A 20,529-nucleotide genomic window follows, 5' to 3' on the forward strand; every position below is an offset into this window, starting at 1 on the left:
AGAAGAAAGGCTGCAGCCGCAGTGCTGGCAGCGGCTCTTGTCGGCACGTCCTTAACGGGCCTGACTGTCATGACGGATACAGCAGCAGCAGGCCCGGCTGATTACAATTACGCGGAAGCGCTTCAGAAGTCCATGTTCTTCTACGAAGCTCAGCGTTCCGGCAAGCTGCCGGAAAACAACCGGGTGAGCTGGCGAGGGGATTCCGGACTGCAGGACGGCGCTGATGTGGGTCATGATCTGACCGGCGGCTGGTACGATGCTGGCGACCATGTGAAATTTGGCCTGCCAATGGCGGCTACAGCTGCCATGCTGGCATGGTCGGTCTATGAATACCGGGATGCTTATGAACAATCCGGTCAGCTGGAAGCCATGCTCGACAACATTAAGTGGGCCACGGATTATTTCGTTAAAGCGCATACAGCTCCGAATGAACTATGGGGCCAGGTTGGCAACGGTGGCGCAGATCATGCCTGGTGGGGCCCTGCTGAGGTGATGCAGATGCAGCGCCCGGCGTACAAAATCGACGCCTCCTGTCCTGGTTCTGATCTGGCGGGCACGACGGCAGCTGCACTTGCTTCAGCCTCCATCATTTTCAAGCCGACAGATGCCGCTTATGCAGAGCAGCTGCTGAAGCACGCCAAGGAGCTGTACAGCTTCGCGGATCAATATCGCGGCAAATACTCGGATTGCATCAAGGATGCCGCCTCTTATTACAACTCATGGAGCGGCTATGCAGATGAGCTGACCTGGGGCGCGGTTTGGCTGTACATGGCAACGGAGGATGATGCATACCTGCAGAAGGCGGTTCAGTCGGTCAATGAATGGGGCACGGACGGGCAAACGCCTTACTGGGGGTATAAGTGGACCCATGCCTGGGATGATGTTCACTACGGCGCACAGCTGCTGCTTGCCCGGTTGACGGGCGACAGCCGGTTTGTGCAGTCTACCGAACGAAATCTCGATTACTGGTCGAGCGGAACCAGCCAGGGTGAGAGAATCCGCTATACGCCGGGCGGTCTCGCTTATCTGGACCAATGGGGCGCACTGCGCTATGCGGCGAACGCTTCATTCCTGGCTTTTGTCTACTCGGACTGGGTCGAAGACCCGGTGAAGAAGAGCAAGTACCGGGATTTTGCCAGCCGGCAGATTCTCTACATGCTGGGAGATAATCCGCGTAAGGCCAGTTATGTAGTTGGCTATGGAAGTAATGCTCCCGAGCATCCGCATCACCGGACTGCTCACGGCTCCTGGTCAGACAGCCTGGAGAACCCGGCGAACCACCGGCATGTTCTGTATGGCGCACTTGTCGGCGGTCCCAATGCGGACGATACGTATACCGACGAGATTGGCAATTACGTAAACAATGAGGTGGCTACGGATTACAATGCCGGGTTTACGGGTGCGCTCGCCAGGATGTATCAGCTGTATGGTTCGGGACAGAAGCCTCTTCCTGGTTTCCCGGTAGCCGAGCAGGCAGAGGAGGACGAATTCTTCGTTGAGGCAGCCATCAACAGCTCGGGTCCCGCCTATACGGAGATCAAAGCACTGCTGAACAACCGCTCAGGCTGGCCGGCGAGAATGGGCGACAAGCTGTCCTTCCGTTACTATCTTGATCTTACTGAGGTGTATGAAGCCGGTTACACCGCTGCGGATGTGACCGTATCGGCGGGCGGCTACAATCAGGGGGCGAAGGTTTCCGGGCTGATGCCGTTTGATACGAGCCGTCACCTCTATTATGTCACGCTGGATTTTACAGGGGTGAAAATTTATCCGGGCGGTCAGCCGCATTTCCGCAAGGAGGTCCAGTTCCGCATTGCGGCACCGCAGCATACGAGCTTCTGGAATCCGGGCAACGATTACTCCTATCAAGGCTTGACCTCCACACTGACGAAGACGCCTTATATGACGGTTTATGATGCGGGCAGACAGGTGTTTGGCAAGGAGCCCACAGGGGGAGCAGGTCCCGTTGTGCCAATGCCTCCTTCGGGTCTCAGCGCAGAAGCGGGAAGCGGCAAGGTGACGTTGAAGTGGAATGGAGTGACGGGTGCGACTGGTTACATCGTCAAGCGGGCAGATGAAGCAGAAGGCCCGTACACAGTCCTTGCCGAGCAGCCGGGAACAAGCTATACGGACAGCGCGGTGTCCAATGGCACAACCTATTATTATGTAGTAAGTGCCCGGAATGTGGCCGGCATGTCACCGGATTCTCAATCTGTTTCGGCCCTGCCTAAGCAGCCTGACCAGCCTGACCAGCCTGACCAGCCTGAGGAGCCAGAGGAGCCGGAACAGCCTGCAGGTGACCTGAAGCTGCAGTATAAGACGGGAGATTCGAACGCAAGCGACAATCAGTTAAAGCCTCACTTCCGCATCGTCAATACGGGTGATAAGGCAATCCCGCTGAGCGAGCTGACGATCCGTTATTATTACACGCTGGATGGCGGCCAGCCGCAGCAGTTCAATTGTGACTGGGCAGCTGTCGGCTGCGCGCACCTGAGCGGCAGCTTCACGAAAATGTTCAATTCGTCTGACGGATCGGACCATTATATGGAAGTGAGCTTCTCGGCGAACGCGGGTTCACTGCCTGCTGGCGGCCATACGGGTGAAATGCAGCTGCGGATCAACAAGAGCGATTGGTCCAATTACAATGAGGCGGACGATTATTCCTTCGGCCCTGCCATCACGTCTTTTACCGATTGGAGCAAGATTACCTTACACCGCAACGGCCAACTGGTATGGGGCTTAGAGCCATAAGAATGAGCAGACCGGAGACATAACCGGTACACAATGAATAAGGGAGAGCTGACAATATGATAGCCAGTTCGAAGAGGAAGATTATCGCGTTGATGCTTACGCTGACGATGCTTCTGTCACTGCTGACTTCAGCTGCTGCGGGAGCTGAGCGGGTGCAGAGCGCAGCGGCTCTGGACAATGTTCATCAGGAACGTTTCCTGCAGATGTATGAGCAGATTAAGGACCCGGCAAGCGGGTACTTCTCGCCCGAAGGTATTCCTTATCATGCTATTGAGACCTTGATGAGTGAAGCGCCAGACTACGGTCACATGACGACCTCTGAAGCATACAGCTACTGGTTCTGGCTGGAGGCGCTGTACGGCTATTACACAGGAGACTGGACACATCTTGAGGCCGCTTGGGACAACATGGAGAAGTTCATTATTCCTAGTGCCAAGGAACAGCCGACTATGGGCTACTACAACCCGAGCAGTCCGGCAACATCGGCGGGCGAGAAGCCGCAGCCAGACATGTATCCAAGCCAGATTGACGGCAAATATCCGGCAGGCCGCGATCCGCTGGACGCCGAGCTGAAGGCGGCTTATGGAAACAACGACACCTACCTGATGCACTGGCTTGTTGATGTTGATAACTTCTATGGTTTTGGGAATACCTTAAATCCGTCCCACACAGCCACATATGTGAACACGTTCCAGCGTGGAGAGCAGGAGTCGGTATGGGAAGCAGTTCCGCATCCTTCCCAGGATGACCATTCGTTCGGCAAGCCGGGCGAAGGCTTCATGACCCTATTTACGAAAGAAACGGCAGCTCCTGCCAAGCAGTGGCGCTATACGAATGCGACCGACGCGGAAGGCCGTGCGGTTCAGGTTATGTACTGGGCGAAGGAGATGGGCTATAACAACCCGGTCTACCTGGACAAAGCCAAGAAGATGGGCGACTATCTGCGCTATGGTATGTTTGACAAGTATTTCATGAAAATCGGCAGCTCCGCGAATGGCACTCCGGCTCCGGGAACGGGCAAGGATGCCGCTCACTACCTGATGTCGTGGTACACGGCATGGGGCGGCGGGCTCGGTGATAACGGCACAGGCAACTGGGCTTGGAGAATCGGGGCAAGCCATGTTCACCACGCCTATCAGAATGTTGTAGCAGCCTACGCGCTTTCGCAGCCTGAAGGCGGGCTTATTCCCAAATCGGCAACGGCGCAGCAGGATTGGAATACATCGCTGAAGCGCCAGCTGGAATTCTATACCTGGCTGCAAAGCAGTGAAGGCGCAATCGGCGGCGGGGCCACGAACAGCTGGGATGGCGACTACAAGACATACCCGGCAGGTGTAAGCCGGTTCTATGACATGGCCTATGATGAGGACCCAGTCTATCATGATCCGCCGTCCAATACATGGTTTGGCTTCCAGACTTGGCCGCTTGAGCGTGTTGCAGAGCTGTATTACATCATGGCTTCAAGCGGTGACACTAGCTCGGAGAACTTCAAGATGGCAAAGCAGGTTATCGAGAATTGGATCGACTGGTCGATCGATTATGTATTCGTAAACGAGAAGCCGGTAACGGATGCGGACGGCTATTATCTGGATGCAAACGGCAGCAGGATCCTGGGTGGTCAAGATCCGGCAGTGGCAACAGTCAGCCAGCCTGGTCAATTCTACGTGCCGGGCAGCCAGGAATGGCAGGGACAGCCGGATACGTGGAAGGGTTACTCCTCCTTCACAGGGAACCCTGGCTTCCACGTTGTAACGAAGGATCCTAGCCAGGACGTAGGCGTTCTAGGCAACTATATTAAGGCACTGACCTTCTACGCAGCAGGCACCAAGGCTGAGAACGGGGACTTCAGTGCGCTTGGGAGCCAGGCCAAAACGACCGCGGAAGAACTGCTGGATGTAGCATGGGGCCATAATGACGGTATCGGCATCACGCTGCCCGAATCCCGTGCGGATTACTATCGTTATTTCACCAAGGAAGTCTATATTCCCAATGGCTGGAGCGGCAAGTTTGGTCAGGGCAATACCATTCCTGGAACCGCTGGCGTACCTTCCGATCCTGCCAAGGGCGGCAATGGTGTCTACATCAGTTATGCGGACCTCCGTCCGGATATCAAGAACGATCCGCAGTGGTCCTACCTGGAGCAGCTTTACAAGAGCTCCTACAACCCGGTAACGAAGAAATGGGAGAACGGCACGCCTACCTTTACGTACCATCGTTTCTGGTCCCAGGTTGATATGGCGACAGCGTACGCGGAATATGACCGCCTGATTGCGAGCGGCGATACCGGCTCGGAGCCGACAGCTCCTGTAGTGCCGGCAGGCCTGCGTGCTGCAGCAGGTGATGGCAAAGTCGAGCTGAGCTGGAACAACGCAGCCGGCGCTGCCGAATATGTAGTGAAACGTTCGGAAGCAAGCGGCGGTCCGTACACTGTGATTGCTACACAGGCTGGGCTTAGCTACACGGATACGAATGTCACGAACGGAAAGACATATTACTATGTCGTCAGTGCTGCTAACGCCCAAGGGGAGTCGGCGAACTCAGCCGAAGTAACGGCTGTGCCAGCTGCAGCCCCGGAAGAACCGGAAGAGCCAGTTGGCGATTTGAAGCTGCAGTATAAGGCAGGTGACACGAACGCGACAGACAATCAGTTCAAGCCGCATCTGCGCATCGTGAATGCTGGCACCAGCAGTGTTCCGCTGAGTGATCTGAAGATCCGTTACTATTACACCGTTGATGGTGATAAGCCGCAGACCTTCAACTGTGACTGGGCGACGGTGGGATGCTCCAATCTCTCCGGCAGCCTGGTGAAGATGGATAAGGCGGTTGAAGGCGCGGATTACTATCTGGAAATCGGCTTTGCGGCCGGTGCGGGCTCGGTGGCCGCAGGCGGAAATACAGGCGAAATGCAGATCAGGATCAACAAGAATGACTGGTCCAGCTTTAATGAAGCAGACGACTTCTCGTATGATGCAACCAAGTCTGCCTTTGCTGACTGGAATAAGGTGGCTCTGTACCATAACGGCAAGCTGGTATGGGGTTTGGAGCCCAAGTAACAGCAAGGTACACCTGATTCAACGATAAGCTATAAGACAAGAGCAGCCGGACAGCTGTATAGGGTCCGGCTGCTTCTTTGCGCACGATAGCAGAAAGCTATACTGACATAAACTGTATCGAATATTTACAGAGTCTCATAAATCAAACGCATGGAACATACCTATGAAGAAAGTTTCTTGAGTTCTGTTAAGAGAGGGGATTGATGGAGCATGGGGATGAGGATGAAGACGGCAAAACAGATTGGTCTAGTTATTCTTTTAGTAGCAGCGGTATTCACTTTGTCAGCCTGCGCGAAGGAAGGGAACAAGGATCTGGTCGTTCTTACCGGCGGTGAACAGGGGACCTATTACCCGCTTGGCGGCGCATTATCCCAGATCATCAATGAGCATGTGGAAGGCTTGACAGCGACAGCTGTCGTGAGCGGCGCTTCGGTCGTAAACGTCAATGATGTCAACGACGGCAAAGGAGACCTGGCCTTTATCCAGAATGACATCGCCTACTATGCTGCGGAAGGCACGCAGATGTTCGAAGGCAAGGTTGACAAGTTCAAAGCAGTTGCTGCCTTGTATCCCGAAGTCATTCAGATTGTCGCAGCAGCTGACAGCGGGATTGCGAATGTGGAGGATCTTCGCGGCAAGCGTGTTGCGGTGGGCGACCAAGGCTCTGGCGCTGAGGCTAACGCACGTCAGATTCTTGAAGCGCATGGCCTGACTTATGACGATATTAAAGCCGAATACATGGCCTTCTCGGATGCTGCAGGGAATATTCAGGACGGCAATATTGATGCCGCATTTATAACAGCGGGCACTCCAACCGCAGCAATTGAGGCTTTAAAAGTCTCCAGGCCGATTACACTTGTCTCCATTACACCGGATAAAGTAAGCGAGCTGACTGAGAAGTATCCGTATTATACGTCGTTCACGATACCAAAGGACGTATATGGCACAGAGACGGATGCCACAACCGTTACAGTCCAGTCCATGCTGATCGCCAGCGACGAGCTGAGTGAGGAGCAGGTATATAGGATTACGAAGGGAATGTTCGAGCACCTCGATACCTTTGCGAGCACTCACCAGGCAGGTCAGCATATCACCCGCGAAACTGCCTTGGAAGGCATATCTGTGGAACTCCATCCGGGAGCGCAGAAGTATTACGATGAAACGAAGTGACCATTACAACCTGCTTGAGAAAAGGATCGAAGGGAAGGGGGGGGTGCGGGACGGCAACGCCCTCTTCACTCCTTTTAGAATAGCGGCCGCTATCGCCCTCTTGACAGCAGCAGCCATTACCGCCAATTGGGGAATGCTGCCTGGCTCCAGCCTTAAGCTGGAGATCGTCAAAGCTTCAACGGACGATGTGCTCTGGCAAACGCCGATCCAAGAAGGGGAAAAGCTGTATTACCAGTATATTCATTCCGTAGAACTGTCCCCGGTAATCGAATATTATACTGCTGATCAGGATTTGGGCCTGATAGCCGTAGAGAGCAGAACCCGGTCCTTCGGTGCCGGGCTGCCCTATGCTTTCAAAGGCGATACTGAGCTCGCGGATGGATTTTATATCATGAAAAATTTGAATGAGCCGATCGGGGAGCTGCATATGCAGCCCTCTTACTTGTATCCGTTCACACTCCATATCCGGGAGGAGTCGGTCCTTCTTCATAGGCCGCCCTATGCACGCACTCATCTTATTCTGCGGATAAACAGACCGGCAAGGTGGAGAGAGCTGCTCGGCATCTGACAGACCCCGCTTAGGGGTTAAGGGAGGGAGTATGCGATGAATACGATGAATAAGAGGCTGATGCTATGGACGGGCATGGTACTGTGTGTGCTGCTGTCCGTCTATCACTTTTACACGGCTGGCTTTGGATATTTTCCGGGGGTCGGAACACGTTCGCATCTGGTCATCCATTTGGCGGCAGGGCTGTGCCTGGTATACCTTCTCTACCCAACCAGCAGCAGACACAGCTGGTCTCTATGGCTGGATACTGCACTAGCGATAGCATCTGCAGCCGTCGGTTTGTATCTATTCATGAATCTGCAGTCCTCCAGTATCATAAGTGCGCGAATGGACAGCCTGGACTACGCTGCTGCGGTGCTGCTGGTACTGCTGCTGCTTGAGGCAACGAGAAGAGTAGTAGGGCTGCCGCTGGTTATCATTGCGGCTGTATTCATCGCCTACTTCTTCCTGGGTGAATATCTGGTATATCCGTTCAAGCACAGCAGAGCAGAGCTTGAACGTTTCTTCTATGAAATGTCGTTTACAACGAGCGGAATCTTCGGAACGCCGCTGTCAGTGTCGGCCAACTATGTCTTCATCTTCATACTCTTCGGTGCTGTATTAGAGGCAACGGGAGCTGGACGAATGTTCATTGATCTCGCCCTTCGGGCTTTTGGCCGCTATAAGGGCGGGCCGGCTAAAGCGGCTGTTGTGGCCAGCGGCATGCTGGGATCTATATCGGGCAGTTCAACAGCTAATGCGGTGACAACAGGAACATTTACGATCCCGCTTATGAAGAAGGTTGGTTTCAAGCCGCATGTGGCAGGGGGTATTGAGGTCGCCGCGTCATCCAGCGGGCAGCTTCTGCCGCCGATTATGGGCGCTGCAGCATTTCTGATGATTGAATATACAGGACATTCCTATGCAGAAATCATCCGGAGTGCGTTTATTCCAGCCATTCTTAGTTATATAGCCATTCTGGTAATGGTTCACTTCGAGGCTTCCAGGGGCGGTATCCTGGGTCTGAAGAAGGAGGAGCTCGCTTCAGGACGCAGGACTTTACTGCGTCAAGGATATCTTATCGTGCCTGTCATCGTTCTGGTCTGGCTTCTGGCAGAAGGCAAGACGGTGGGGAATGCAGCGTTTTACGCAACCGTTATCCTGCTCGTCATCGCTTACTTTGCCCATCAATTCCGAAGCAGGCTGCCTGTTGGGCTAATGCTAGCCGGTGCACTGGCTGCTGGAGCCTATGCGCTTCATTGGCTGCTTGGCTGGCAGATGGAAATCACGGCGATGATTGTTATCGGATCGGTTGTTGCCCTGCTGTTTGCGCTGGTGCAGAAACGGGCCGGAAGCTGGGCAGACCCTGTCCGTTTCGGTTATAAGGAGCTGCTCGCCGGACTTGAGCTTGCCGCAAGGAACGCTCTGTCGGTGATTGTTGCGTGCGCAACAGCCGGCATATTGATCGGAGTGGTCAACCTTACAGGCTTCTCAAGCAAGCTGCCGCAGCTCATTATCAGCTTCTCTGAAGATATAGCCGGACTTGTGCCTCCATTTGCCGCAGCTTACACAGGTGAAATCCAGCTCTATGCAGCGCTCGTATTGACGGTGGTGGCATGTCTTATATTGGGACTCGGCCTCCCGACCACCGCGACCTATGTTATTCTGGCAGCTATGATCGCGCCTGCTCTGATTAGACTAGATATGCCCGTCCTGTCTGCACATCTGTTTGTACTGTACTACGGCATCCTAGCTGATGATACGCCCCCAATCAATCTTCCGGCCTATGCTACCGCAGGAATTGCGAAGGCTGATCCTATCCGTACAGGTGTTCAAGGTTTTAAATTCGACTCGGCCGCACTCCTGCTTCCTTTTGCTTTTGCTACCAATCCTAACCTGCTTCTGCTAAATCCTGAGGCTGGCATCGGGATCATTGCTCTTAACATTCTAACAGCATTGGTAGGAATTATAGCGCTTGCCTCCTGTATCCAAGGCTGGCTGCTGGAGCGGATGAACAGGCTGGAACGCCTGAACGCGCTTATAGCTGCGCTTGTACTAATCCATGGCAGCTGGATAACCGACCTGATCGGTGTTGTTCTGCTGCTTGGTCTGACGGGAATAAGCTTCCATAGACGTAAAAAGAGTAGGACACTTGATTTACACTAAAAATAAACAAGTGTCTAAAGAAATACATGGAAATAGACCCTCGAAACCAACTTAACAGGACATATTAACCAATTTAGCGTCTACATGATTCGACATATTCGGAAAGTCTTTGGCTTGTCCGATATAGTGTCATGTAGATGCTTTTTTGTGTCTGAATTATGGCGGAGACTGTCAGGGAGGGTGACACATCATGGGATTATGAATAAATACATCAGGAATGGTTACCTACACTTCCGGGTTTTAATCTAACTTCATACTTATAATTATCTAATGGTTGCGCTTTATGATTAACAACAGAAACATTTTGCTTGAGTACTAAATAATTCGGCCGGCATAAGCCCGTCCTAGACGATGAGGTGCGTAAAATGTCAAAAAGAAAAAGAAAAGCTCAGATGAACGTGGTTACGGCCATTCTGCTTCTTGTGCTGGGCATAACGGTTGTCCCTAATGAAACGTATGGTAATCCAACCTTATATTATGTTGCCCTGAACGGAAATGACAGCAATAACGGCACCAGCTTGGAAACTCCCTTTGCGACGATTAACAAGGCAGTATCCGTCGTAAAGGCAGGTGACACGATATTTGTCCGCGGTGGAACGTACAAGCTGACCAAAACGATTAATCCAACGGTCAGCGGTACAGCCGCAGCACGAATTACACTGCGGAACTACGGCAGTGAGAAGGTTATCATTGATGGCTCTATTGTGAACGAAGGCAAGGCGGGCAGCAAAGTGATCCGGATGGATAACATCGCTTACTGGACGATATCGAAGATTGATGTCACGCGTTCGCCAGGCATGGGAATTGGCATTCTGAATTATGCCAACAATATCCGCTTTGAGGATCTTAATATCTACAATAATGGCGGCACAGGGCTCAGCATCGAGAACTTCTCCTATGATAATTACATTAACGGAGTAAATTCCTACTTCAACTATGATGAGCCGACAGGCGGTGAGCATGCGGACGGCTTTGCGGTTAAGGCGGGCTCGGTTCGTAATACATTCAACCGCTGCAAGGCTTGGAATAATTCAGACGATGGCTGGGATTTCTGGGGCGGGGGACAATCGCAGATTACCAAGAGCGAAGCGTTCCGAAACGGATTGGACGCGTTTGGCAACCCTTATCCGAACGGAGATGGCAACGGCTTCAAGCTGGGCGGCCACAGTGCTGGCGGCTGGAGCGGCAACAACACGATCCGTACGTCTGTTGCCTACGATAACCTGGCTAACGGATTCGACTGGAATAACGCCAGCCTCAAGAATATGGTCTACAACTCAACGGCGTATAACAATAACCGTGGTAACTTCAGCTACGCGTATAACTTCCGGTTCGGCAATGACGATATAATCCGCAATTCCATATCAGCCGGTACAGGCGGCGTACGTCTGGCCGATACCGTCGACCACAGCCACAATAACTGGAACCTCGGGCTGCCGGACCCTGTCTTTGCAAGCACGACTCCGGGTACGAAGAACTTCTTATATTTGACGGCCAATAGCCCGTATATTGATGCAGGCACTACGGTCGGCCTGTCCTTTACCGGCAAAGCGCCTGACCTGGGCGCATTTGAATACGGAGCGGAATGGCGCTAACATCCCGCCCCAAGTTAAAACAAGCACATTCCTATATTAAACGCAAACGAAAGGGTTGGTCCACTATTATCGCTGCTAATACTGTCCATACTGCTGCTGCTAAAGTCTTGATTGCCATGCTCGCTCTTGTTCTGGCTGCCGCACTTTGCCCGCAGGTGTCGCATGGCAGCGGAGTGAGCTACTATGTCAGTACATCGGGTAGTGACTCGAATAGTGGAAAAAACCTGTCCAGCCCGCTGCTTACGATTAACAAAGCTGTCAGCCTTGTAAAACCGGGTGACACCATCTATGTGCGAGGCGGAACGTACAAGCTGACCAAGTCCATTGATCCAACCGTCAGCGGCACGGCATCGAGCAGAATTACACTGCAAAGCTACGGTGGTGAACAGGTAGTGGTGGATGCGGCAGGGGCGAATGGAGGCAGAGCGGGAACGAAAGCAATCCGGTTAAGCGGCGTCTCCTATTGGACAATCTCCAAGATCCATGTGACGAAGTCGCCCGGTATCGGCATCAGCATCCAGGACGGAGCGCATGATAACCGGATTGAATCCCTTAATATCTATTCCAATGGTGGCACCGGCATGCAGCTGGAGACCAATGCTTACAATAACTATATTAATGCGGTGAATTCTTATTTCAATTACGATCCGCCTTATGGCGAGCATGCTGACGGCTTTGCTAATAAAGCCGGAGCCCGCAATAATACGTTCAACCGATGTAAAGCCTGGAACAACTCGGATGATGGCTGGGATTTCTGGGGAGGCGGATATTCCCAGATTTCGAAGAGTGAAGCCTTTAACAACGGCTATAATGCCAGTGGTGTCCACTACCCGGAGGGTGACGGAACCGGCTTTAAGCTTGGCGGCCAGAGTGCAGGCGGATGGAGCGGGAGCAATACGGTAAGAAACTCGGCGGCCTATAACAATTACGGCAGTGGTTTTCTGTGGAATAATGCGACTATGAAGAACATGCTGTATAACACAACCGCTTACAACAATAATCGTGGAAAACTGTCCTATGCCTTTAATTACCGGTTCGAGAATGGCGACATTATCCGCAACAGTGTATCGGCTGGCACAGGGGGCGTCAGATTGGCTGATAATGTGGACAATAAGTCCAACAGCTGGAATCTCGGATTGACCGGCATCAGTTTTGCCAGCGTGGATCCGAAGGCTAGTAATTTCCTGTATTTAGTATCCGGAAGCCCTCTTATTGATAAAGGAATACAAGTCGGTATAACTTTTACAAACAAGGCGCCTGACCTCGGGGCGTTCGAATTAGGGGCGGAATGGCGCTAAAGTGATTACCCGGATATGATTCTTTTGAACCATTTTTCATCTGAAGATTGCAGCTTTCGGCACAATAATTAGAAGAGAAATAGTAGAAAATGAAAGAAAACAAGAGCGATTGAGAGAAAAACAAAGTTCTTTAGCAAAACTTTAAATGATTATTAAAGTCGTCTCATCCGATGTACATTTCATATTTCAACTGATAGAATGCTAGCAGAAAGCATCATTCAGTAGAAAGAGAGGTCAATGCAGTACTAATGCAGATGAGAAGGACAAGTAACCGTTTTGTAGTGGGTGTGCTCCTGCTGGCAGCCGCCCTGATGTCGATGCCAACCATAACGTATGGTGCTGGCAAATCCTATTATGTGTCTGTTAACGGCAATGACAAGAATGACGGTTTATCTGTCAACAGACCGCTGGCTACGATTAACAGAGCCGTTATGCTCGTGAAACCGGGTGATACGATATATGTTCGTGGCGGAACACACAGGCTGGAGAGAACCGTTAGTCCGACCGTAAGCGGTACAGCATCGCAGCGAATCACACTTCGCAGTTATGGCAACGAGAAAGTTGTTATAGATGCTTCCAACGCGAATAACGGTGACGAGGGAACGAAAGCCCTTCGTTTTGACAATGTGGCTTACTGGACAGTATCCAAGATTAACGTGACGAAAGCTCCTGGATTTGGCATCAGCATTCAAAACAAATCACATGATATTCGCATTGAATCGCTCGATACGCATCACAACGGCGGTACAGGGCTTCAAATTGAAACCGGCGCATACAATAATTATATCAACGCCGTGAATTCGTACTTCAATTACGACGAAAAGACAGGCGGGGAGCATGCGGATGGCTTCGCCAACAAATCCGGCGCTCACAGCAATATCTTCAACCGCTGCAAGGCCTGGAACAACTCGGATGACGGCTGGGATTTCTGGGGGGGCGGAAACTCGCAGGTCACCAAGAGTGAAGCGTTCAACAATGGTTTTGATGCAAACGGCAAGCCATTTCCTGAAGGGGACGGCAACGGCTTTAAGCTTGGCGGCCACAGCGCTGGGGGATGGAGCGGCAACGTAACGGTCCGGACTTCGCTGGCTTATAATAACTATGCCACCGGATTCCTGTGGAACGGGGCAAGCAGAGGCAACACATTGTTAAACACAACGGCGTACAATAACAACAGGGGCAGATTATCTTATGCCTACAATTACCGCTTCGAAAACAATGATATCATCCAGAATTCGATCTCTGCCGGCACCGGTGGCGTGAAGCTCGCCGGTAATGTCAGTGACAGCTACAACAGCTGGAATCTTGGTTTGGATCAGGCCATGTTCAAGAATACGGATATGAAATCAAGAGAGTTCCTGTACCTGAATGAGAAGAGCTACTATCGGAACAAGGGGAAGCGGGTGGGCTTATCGGCGCACGAGCTTCCCGACCTTGGAGCATTCGAATTCGGCAGAGAATGGCGGGAATAAAGCCGTCTGTTAAAAGTAAAGGGGTTGAGCCTGGTCTGTTACGACCAAGCTCAACCCCTCTTTATATCTACCCTTCATGCTGCTGATGCTTGTTCGGTTAGGAGGCTGCCGGTAAATCAACATGGAAGATGATTTGATCTTCTTCTGTTGATACTGTGATGTTGCCCCTGTAGGTCAAGACTCTTTCCTTCACAATCGCAAGTCCTAGGCCTTTATGCTCGCCGGTTGTCTTGCTGCTGTAGCCGCTGTCGAATATCCGTTCCAGCTCACTGTGATCCATCGGTCTGCTGAGCGAATTGGATATGTTGAACTTTATCCTGCCTTGCTCGGTGTAGCAATCTACATGTACGCGCCGGTTATCAGCATTCAGCTTGCTGACTTCGTCAAAAGCATTGTCGACAAGGTTTCCGATTATTTTTACGATGTCGACAGATTTCATCCCTACCAGATCAAGCTTGCCAACGGATTCAAAGTCGTAGGTGAAATGAATTTTCCTGGATATGGCCTGTGTTACCTTGGCATGAAGCAGGGATGCTATAGCCGGATGGCCGACCTCGATCATGTCTTGAACCAGCTTTGTTTCACCTACCAGCTCGTCCAGATATTGCTTGGCATTTGTATACCGATCCAGATCCATGAATGCTTTAATGGTGTTCAGATGGTTATTAAAATCATGGTGCTGACCGCGGAATGCAACAACGAGATTATTCATCTCGTTCGTATAGTTCTCCTGCACGGCCTGCGCGACCTCATTCTTCGTTTGGTTCATATAGCGGAAGATGATATAAACGCCCACGATACTGACCAGGGTAACAAGGACTATGACAGCGATGAAGAAGAGGAGCTGCTTGTTCAGCTGACCGCTGACTTCGTCCACGCTGCTTGTGAGACTGATGACATAAGGGAACTGGACAATATCCTCCGTTACCGGATAAAAAACTTTCAGGACATTGTGACCGTTTATGCTCCCGAGATCCGTGACAATTTTGCCGGAGGCTGCAGCGGCCTCCACATGTGCGATATCGTCTTCATCGGGGAAGTTGTATGAGCCAAAGACGATTTTACGTTCAGAGTATCTCGGATTCTTCTTGCCGTCCGTTTCTGTGAACAGTCTGGGATCATCATCCGCATAGCTGAAGGTACGGGGATTATACCCGGTTATCTCCAGCAGCTCGGGATTCTTGGACAGTGTATTCTGGATAATCGTGTCCACGCCGGCATTTGCTTCAACGCGCTGGATATAGGTGCTGTCAATATACGGATTGATGATATAATTGGTTGTGCCGTCATAATAGTATCCGTATTTGTTCTTCAGCGAGCTAGGGTTGGAGGCGGATCCGGAAATCTTGCCAGCCCAGAAATTCTTCATGGCCAGACCCGATTTGACCGTAACAGGCTCAAGCTTCCACAGCTGGTTAAAGGCAGTGAAATAATCTCCCCATGTCTTGGAGCCCATGTTCAGCTCATTCGGATCAGATGACCGGACGACTACCATATCATCGCCCCTCGGGGTAAAGAGCGCAATGTCGCTGATCCCCAGGTCGTTGCGGATCTCGACAAGCTGCTCGTTCTTGACATCCTTATAATCAGGCGGCAGACTATTCTGTATCGCAATGCTGGCTGCCCTGAGCTTCTCGGCCATCAGCTCGTCTGTCACGGAGTAGGCATATTCAACATGGTCGACGCTCAGCTTGATCTGTTCAGATAGTGAAATCATTCGTTTAGCCAAGCTGTCATTAAGAGAATTGCGGACCGAGTAGTAGTAAATCACATCATTAAGGATTAGAATGAGAATAACTGTGAGTAAAGATGTAATCGTTACTTTCTTGAAGGTCATAGCTTGCTGCACCGCCCCATGTTTCTATCGTTTGCTTTCCTTATCTTATAATATTTATAGTCATAAATCGACATAAATTTCGGTTTAGGCTTCCCTTAGGAGGGATTTATTGTGCATAAGCGACCTGCTCTAGATGAATATGCTTCCTTTTATCAGACCTATATGGACAAGGTGCCGGATGAGCCGATTATCGATACGCTGAAGCAGCATCTAACTGATGCAGCAGCGCTCTACAGGATGATCAAGGAGGAGGATGGCGAGTACCGCTATGCTCCTGGCAAATGGACGATCAAGGAAGTCATTGGCCATGTTATCGATAATGAAAGGGTGATGGCATACAGGCTGCTTAGAATCTCAAGAGGGGACAAAACACCGCTTGTCGGCTATGATCAGGATGATTACGTCCTTAGCTCGCATTTTAACGACAGGCCGCTATCGGCGCTGGCAGAGGAATTTGAGCATGTGCGAAGATCTACTATCAGCCTGCTTGAAGGCTTGAAGGACCATCAGTGGGACTGCAGGGGGACAGCCAACGATTATCCGGTAACGGTTCGAGCGCTTGCATACATAATGGCCGGTCATGAGCTCCATCACCGCCAAATCCTGACGGAACGTTATGTTCAGAAGAATTAACCTGGATTGTTAAGAGATTCCGCCAAAATCTTGATTATAATAATCATTCTAAGGTATACTTTTCACGTCAAAATATCGAATGAGGAGTATGATGATGGAAAACGTACTTATTTTCGGGCATAAAAATCCAGATACCGATACGATCTGTTCGGCAATTGCTTATGCGGCACTCAAGACAAGCCTGGGCCATAAGGTCGAAGCTGTCCGCCTGGGCAGTGTAAACTCGGAAACTCAATTCGCGCTCGACAAGTTTAATGTTGAAGCTCCGCGTCTTGTAGAGAACGTAGCGGGCGAAGCGAAGGATGTTATCCTTGTTGACCACAACGAGCGCCAGCAAAGTGCCAACGATATCGATCAAGTCCGGGTAATTGAGGTTATCGACCACCATCGTATCGCAAACTTCGAAACGAGCGGACCGCTCTACTACCGTGCTGAGCCAGTGGGCTGCACGGCGACTATTCTGAACAAGATGTACAAGGAGAACGGTGTTGAGATCCGTAAGGAAATCGCAGGCTTGATGCTGTCGGCTATCATCTCCGATTCCCTGCTGTTCAAATCGCCGACCTGCACGGAGCAGGACGTTGCAGCGGCACGCGAACTGGCAGCAATTGCTGGTGTTGACGCGGACAGCTATGGTCTTGACATGCTGAAGGCGGGAGCAGACCTAAGCCAGAAGACCGTTGCTGAGCTGATCTCCCTGGACGCCAAGGAGTTCCAAATGGGCAGCGCAAAGGTTGAAATCGCTCAAGTTAACGCGGTTGATCTGAATGATGTTCTTGGCCGTCAGGATGAGGTTGAATCTGCACTTAACGCGATTGTAGCCGAGAAGGGACTGGACCTGTTCCTGTTTGTCGTTACCGATATTCTTAACAATGACTCGGTTGGCATCGCGGTGGGTAAAGCGGCGGAAGCGGTTGAGCGGGCATACAACGTGAAGCTTGAGAATAACCGTGCGATCCTGAAGGGCGTTGTTTCCCGGAAGTCGCAAATCGTGCCGGTGCTGACGGATATTCTCAGCAAGTAATAAGTTTTGGTTTCAAGCAGGCCCCTGTCTTCACGATTAGTGAAGGACAGGGGCTTTTTCACCATATAACCCCTCAGGTTTTCTTGACAACAGCCTGTCACTTCTCCACAATGGAAGCTGTATACGCTGACAAAAGGGGAGCCGATATGGAAGAACACAAGCACGACCACGATAAGGAAACCGAAATGATAGCGATTATGTCGAGAAGCGGCATGCGGATTACGGATCAGCGCCGCACGCTTGCCAGAATCTTCTCGGATACTGATGCTTTTCTTTCACCTAAGGATGTATATGATCTGATGCGGGACAAGTATCCCGGTGTCAGTTTTGATACGGTGTACCGGAATTTGCGCATGCTGAGCGAGATGGGGGCGCTCGAGCAGTTTTACTTTATGGAAGGCGGGCTAAAATTTAAGGGCAGCTGTATCAGCCATCATCATCATCATCTGATCTGTCTCAATTGTGAGAAGACCCTCTCGTTCGAGTACTGTCCGATGGATCAGCAGCTAAAGCTCCCCGGCAGCTTCAAGATCGTCAGTCACCGGTTTGAGGTTTACGGGATTTGTGACGAATGCCAGCAGACCGGGGAAGGATAAGCTTGCTTATCCGCAGCTAGAGGAAAAGCCGGATAATCAGCATGGATATGATGCCGGCGATGACGGCTGCAAGCAGGCTGCGGGTAAAGCAGGCCACAGCAAGCGTTGGCACCAGGGCGATCAGGTTGATATTTTCCGTCAGGGGGATAAGCGCCTCGCCTTCAGTCAGCAGACTCTGCGCCAGCAGGGCAGCCATGACTGCTACCGGTATATGACGGAGGAATCGCATCATCCAATCGGGCATCTGCATCCGGTTCAAGGTCACGAGCGGAAGCACACGCGGAAGCAGGGTGACGAGTGACACGCCAAGCAGCAGGAGCCAAAACTCAGGTCTGATTTCCATGCTCGATCACCATCCCGATGCACGCAGCACCTATTATAGCCGTAAGAACCGCCAGGTTGGCGGACATTACGGTGAAGGCCGCCAGGAACAGCACAACAGCTCCCCCGGCAACTGCAAGATCAGTTCGAATCTGCTTGCGGTGTGCCATCTGCAGAACGAGCAGGCCGATGAACATAGCCGGTAATGCAAAGCTGAGGCCGTACGCTTCCGGATCAGGAATCCAGGCGCCGAAGTAGGCACCTGCAAAGGTGGCGGCAATCCAGTTGATGTGTGCTGTAATATTGAGGCCAAACATCCACTTGTCCCGGTGCTTCCAGTCATTGCTGAGCCGGTTTACGGCCACGCCGAAGGTCTCGTCGGTCAGCTGGGAGCCGAGGAGCACATTTTTCCACCATGGAAAGCTGCGAAAGTAGGGGGAGATTGCCGCGCTCAGCAGAAGATGGCGGATATTGACGAACAGTACCGTTACGATAATAGAATACATAGTCCCGCCTGCCGCAATCATGCCTGCTACAATAAACTGAGCAGAACCGGCATAGAGAAAAGTAGATAACAACACAATCTCCGCTGTACTAAGTCCTGCCGTTCTCCCCACTACTCCGCAGGCGAATCCAATGCTTAGATAGCCAAGCAGAGTCGGGACGCAATCCTTTACTCCCTGCCAGAAGCCGGCATTGGCTGCGGGGTGGCTAAGCTCGTTAAGCGAGCTGGTTGCTGCCGTCTCCATAGTAAATCATCCTACCTCCTTACATCCTGGTTGCATGACTTCTAATATACCGGACGCGGCAGGGGCGTTCAAGTGAAAATCGGCGGTCAAACAGAAAAGAGGCCATCTCTCCTCGCATGCAGCAGGTGAAGAGACGGCCTGTCTGTTCAGGACTAGTTCTTAAGAATAACCTTGATACAATCTTCTTCTTTGTCGCTGAATATTTTGTAGCCGTGCTCCGCATCGTCAAGCGGCAGCCGGTGGGTGATGATATCCGTCGGATCAACCGTGCCGTCTTTCACCATCTTGTACAGTTCAGGCATGTAGTGGATCACGGGTGCCTGTCCAAGCTTCACGTTAAGATTCTTCTCGAACATTCTGCCGAACGGGAATGTATTGTACCGCAGTCCATACACGCCTGTAACTTGAAGTGTCCCGCCTTTGCGCACCACTTCAATACCGGTCTCCAGGGCCGATTTGGAACCGCCTTGCAGCTTGAGTGCCGTCTGGACCTTCTCGGCGACGGTCTTCTTCGCGTCGAGGCCCACGCAGTCGATTACTACATCTGCTCCGCCCTCTGTGGCGTCCTTCAGAAGTCCTTCAATATCATCCACCTGCTCAAAGTTATAGGTTTCAACATTGTTGGTCTTCTTGGCGTGGGCAAGTCTGTAATCCACATGGTCAACCGCTATAACGCGGGCAGCACCCTTAAGCCATGCGAATTTCTGCGTCAGCAGACCAACCGGACCGCAGCCTAGCACGATCACGGTATCCCCGGGCTTGACACCGGCATTATCGACACTCCAATAAGCGGTAGGCATAATATCCGAGAGAAACAGGATCTGTTCATCCTCGAGCTCGGAGTTCTCGGGTATGATGAATGGCATGAAGTTGCCATAGGGCACACGTAGCAGCTCGGCCTGTCCCCCCATATAGTCCCCGTATTTCTCCGTATAACCAAAATAAGCGCCAGTATCATGATGGTCGTTGCTGTTGTCGCATTGGCTTTCCAAATTGTGTGTACAGTAGAAGCATTGGCCGCAGGATACGTTGAAAGGCAGTACGACTCTGTCGCCGCGCTTAACCCGAGTGACGTCCGGGCCAACCTCTTCGACTATTCCCATCGGCTCATGTCCGATCACAAACCCATGTGGAAGGCGAGGCATCTCGCCGGTGTACAGATGAAGATCAGAGCCGCATATTGCTGTGCTGGTTATTCGCACAATAATATCGTCCTGCTTCTGGATCGAGGGGTCCTCTACCTGGCTGACTTTGACGTTCTTGGGTCCCTGATAAGTAACAGCTTTCATCTTAACACTCCTTTGCCAATGAATGGTT

At 51.6% G+C, this 20,529-nt stretch carries 15 protein-coding genes; 11 read left to right on the forward strand and 4 right to left on the reverse strand.

Annotated elements, in window-relative coordinates; all coding sequences use genetic code 11:
- Positions 1-69 precede the first annotated feature (69 nt).
- The 8 genes from DNH61_RS09640 to DNH61_RS09675 all read left to right on the forward strand — a co-directional run bounded on the left by DNH61_RS09640 (position 70) and on the right by DNH61_RS09675 (position 14,052).
- Positions 70-2,751 (forward strand): glycoside hydrolase family 9 protein, encoded by a 2,682-nt coding sequence (locus tag DNH61_RS09640; protein WP_111146495.1) that lies wholly within the window; start codon positions 70-72, stop codon positions 2,749-2,751.
- Positions 2,752-2,807: 56 nt separating this feature from the next.
- On the forward strand, positions 2,808-5,804 hold the full coding sequence (locus DNH61_RS09645) for a glycoside hydrolase family 48 protein (RefSeq protein ID WP_111146448.1): 2,997 nt from the start codon (positions 2,808-2,810) through the stop codon (positions 5,802-5,804).
- Positions 5,805-6,014: 210 nt separating this feature from the next.
- Positions 6,015-6,974, forward strand: a complete 960-nt coding sequence (locus DNH61_RS09650) for a TAXI family TRAP transporter solute-binding subunit (protein ID WP_245948098.1) — start codon at positions 6,015-6,017, stop codon at positions 6,972-6,974.
- Positions 6,961-7,542, forward strand: a complete 582-nt coding sequence (locus DNH61_RS09655) for a DUF1850 domain-containing protein (protein ID WP_111146449.1) — start codon at positions 6,961-6,963, stop codon at positions 7,540-7,542. Before DNH61_RS09650 ends, DNH61_RS09655 begins: the two co-directional genes overlap by 14 nt.
- A 36-nt stretch (positions 7,543-7,578) precedes the next feature.
- Entirely contained in the window at positions 7,579-9,687 is a 2,109-nt protein-coding gene (locus tag DNH61_RS09660; RefSeq protein WP_111146450.1) for a TRAP transporter permease, read from the forward strand.
- Between the two features lie 365 nt (positions 9,688-10,052).
- Entirely contained in the window at positions 10,053-11,282 is a 1,230-nt protein-coding gene (locus DNH61_RS09665) for a right-handed parallel beta-helix repeat-containing protein (RefSeq protein ID WP_111146451.1), read from the forward strand.
- On the forward strand, positions 11,273-12,580 hold the full coding sequence (locus DNH61_RS09670; RefSeq protein ID WP_111146452.1) for a right-handed parallel beta-helix repeat-containing protein: 1,308 nt from the start codon (positions 11,273-11,275) through the stop codon (positions 12,578-12,580). The genes DNH61_RS09665 and DNH61_RS09670 overlap by 10 nt, the downstream gene beginning before the upstream one ends.
- A 254-nt stretch (positions 12,581-12,834) precedes the next feature.
- Positions 12,835-14,052 (forward strand): right-handed parallel beta-helix repeat-containing protein, encoded by a 1,218-nt coding sequence (locus DNH61_RS09675; protein ID WP_181438638.1) that lies wholly within the window; start codon positions 12,835-12,837, stop codon positions 14,050-14,052.
- A 97-nt stretch (positions 14,053-14,149) separates the two neighbouring features.
- Here the strand turns inward: DNH61_RS09675 and DNH61_RS09680 are convergent, their stop codons facing one another.
- Positions 14,150-15,889: a sensor histidine kinase gene (locus DNH61_RS09680; RefSeq protein ID WP_111146454.1), complete on the reverse strand. Its 1,740-nt coding sequence runs from the start codon at positions 15,887-15,889 to the stop codon at positions 14,150-14,152.
- A 111-nt stretch (positions 15,890-16,000) separates the two neighbouring features.
- Here DNH61_RS09680 and DNH61_RS09685 point away from each other — a divergent pair, with 111 nt between their 5' ends.
- The 3 genes from DNH61_RS09685 (at position 16,001) to DNH61_RS09695 (ending at position 18,142) form a co-directional block, all read left to right on the forward strand.
- Positions 16,001-16,522, forward strand: coding sequence for a DinB family protein (locus tag DNH61_RS09685; RefSeq protein WP_245948100.1), 522 nt, complete (start codon positions 16,001-16,003; stop codon positions 16,520-16,522).
- A gap of 94 nt (positions 16,523-16,616) precedes the next feature.
- The gene (locus DNH61_RS09690) at positions 16,617-17,546 is read left to right on the forward strand and encodes a manganese-dependent inorganic pyrophosphatase (protein WP_111146455.1); all 930 of its coding nucleotides are present in this window, start codon (positions 16,617-16,619) and stop codon (positions 17,544-17,546) included.
- A 146-nt stretch (positions 17,547-17,692) separates the two neighbouring features.
- Positions 17,693-18,142, forward strand: a complete 450-nt coding sequence (locus tag DNH61_RS09695; RefSeq protein WP_111146456.1) for a Fur family transcriptional regulator — start codon at positions 17,693-17,695, stop codon at positions 18,140-18,142.
- 16 nt (positions 18,143-18,158) lie between these two features.
- Here DNH61_RS09695 and DNH61_RS09700 read toward each other — a convergent pair whose 3' ends face one another.
- The 3 genes from DNH61_RS09700 to DNH61_RS09710 form a co-directional block, all read right to left on the reverse strand.
- Positions 18,159-18,485, reverse strand: a complete 327-nt coding sequence (locus DNH61_RS09700; RefSeq protein ID WP_111146457.1) for an AzlD domain-containing protein — start codon at positions 18,483-18,485, stop codon at positions 18,159-18,161.
- Positions 18,469-19,212 (reverse strand): AzlC family ABC transporter permease, encoded by a 744-nt coding sequence (locus tag DNH61_RS09705; protein ID WP_111146458.1) that lies wholly within the window; start codon positions 19,210-19,212, stop codon positions 18,469-18,471. Before DNH61_RS09705 ends, DNH61_RS09700 begins: the two co-directional genes overlap by 17 nt.
- Positions 19,213-19,364: 152 nt before the next feature.
- Positions 19,365-20,501, reverse strand: coding sequence for a zinc-dependent alcohol dehydrogenase (locus tag DNH61_RS09710; RefSeq protein WP_111146459.1), 1,137 nt, complete (start codon positions 20,499-20,501; stop codon positions 19,365-19,367).
- Positions 20,502-20,529: the final 28 nt, after the last annotated feature.

It is taken from the genome of Paenibacillus sambharensis, assembly GCF_003233845.1.
GTDB classification, from domain to species: Bacteria; Bacillota; Bacilli; order Paenibacillales; family Paenibacillaceae; genus Paenibacillus_I; species Paenibacillus_I sambharensis.

Bases quoted from the DNA above. Each gene is read 5' to 3' on its own strand.
- DNH61_RS09640 (WP_111146495.1), top strand. From the start codon at position 70: ATGACGGATACAGCAGCAGCAGGCCCGGCTGATTACAATTACGCGGAA.
- DNH61_RS09645 (WP_111146448.1), top strand. From the start codon at position 2,808: ATGATAGCCAGTTCGAAGAGGAAGATTATCGCGTTGATGCTTACGCTG.
- DNH61_RS09650 (WP_245948098.1), top strand. From the start codon at position 6,015: ATGGGGATGAGGATGAAGACGGCAAAACAGATTGGTCTAGTTATTCTT.
- DNH61_RS09655 (WP_111146449.1), top strand. From the start codon at position 6,961: ATGAAACGAAGTGACCATTACAACCTGCTTGAGAAAAGGATCGAAGGG.
- DNH61_RS09660 (WP_111146450.1), top strand. From the start codon at position 7,579: ATGAATACGATGAATAAGAGGCTGATGCTATGGACGGGCATGGTACTG.
- DNH61_RS09665 (WP_111146451.1), top strand. From the start codon at position 10,053: ATGTCAAAAAGAAAAAGAAAAGCTCAGATGAACGTGGTTACGGCCATT.
- DNH61_RS09670 (WP_111146452.1), top strand. From the start codon at position 11,273: ATGGCGCTAACATCCCGCCCCAAGTTAAAACAAGCACATTCCTATATT.
- DNH61_RS09675 (WP_181438638.1), top strand. From the start codon at position 12,835: ATGAGAAGGACAAGTAACCGTTTTGTAGTGGGTGTGCTCCTGCTGGCA.
- DNH61_RS09680 (WP_111146454.1), bottom strand. From the start codon at position 15,889: ATGACCTTCAAGAAAGTAACGATTACATCTTTACTCACAGTTATTCTC.
- DNH61_RS09690 (WP_111146455.1), top strand. From the start codon at position 16,617: ATGGAAAACGTACTTATTTTCGGGCATAAAAATCCAGATACCGATACG.
- DNH61_RS09695 (WP_111146456.1), top strand. From the start codon at position 17,693: ATGGAAGAACACAAGCACGACCACGATAAGGAAACCGAAATGATAGCG.
- DNH61_RS09700 (WP_111146457.1), bottom strand. From the start codon at position 18,485: ATGGAAATCAGACCTGAGTTTTGGCTCCTGCTGCTTGGCGTGTCACTC.
- DNH61_RS09705 (WP_111146458.1), bottom strand. From the start codon at position 19,212: ATGGAGACGGCAGCAACCAGCTCGCTTAACGAGCTTAGCCACCCCGCA.
- DNH61_RS09710 (WP_111146459.1), bottom strand. From the start codon at position 20,501: ATGAAAGCTGTTACTTATCAGGGACCCAAGAACGTCAAAGTCAGCCAG.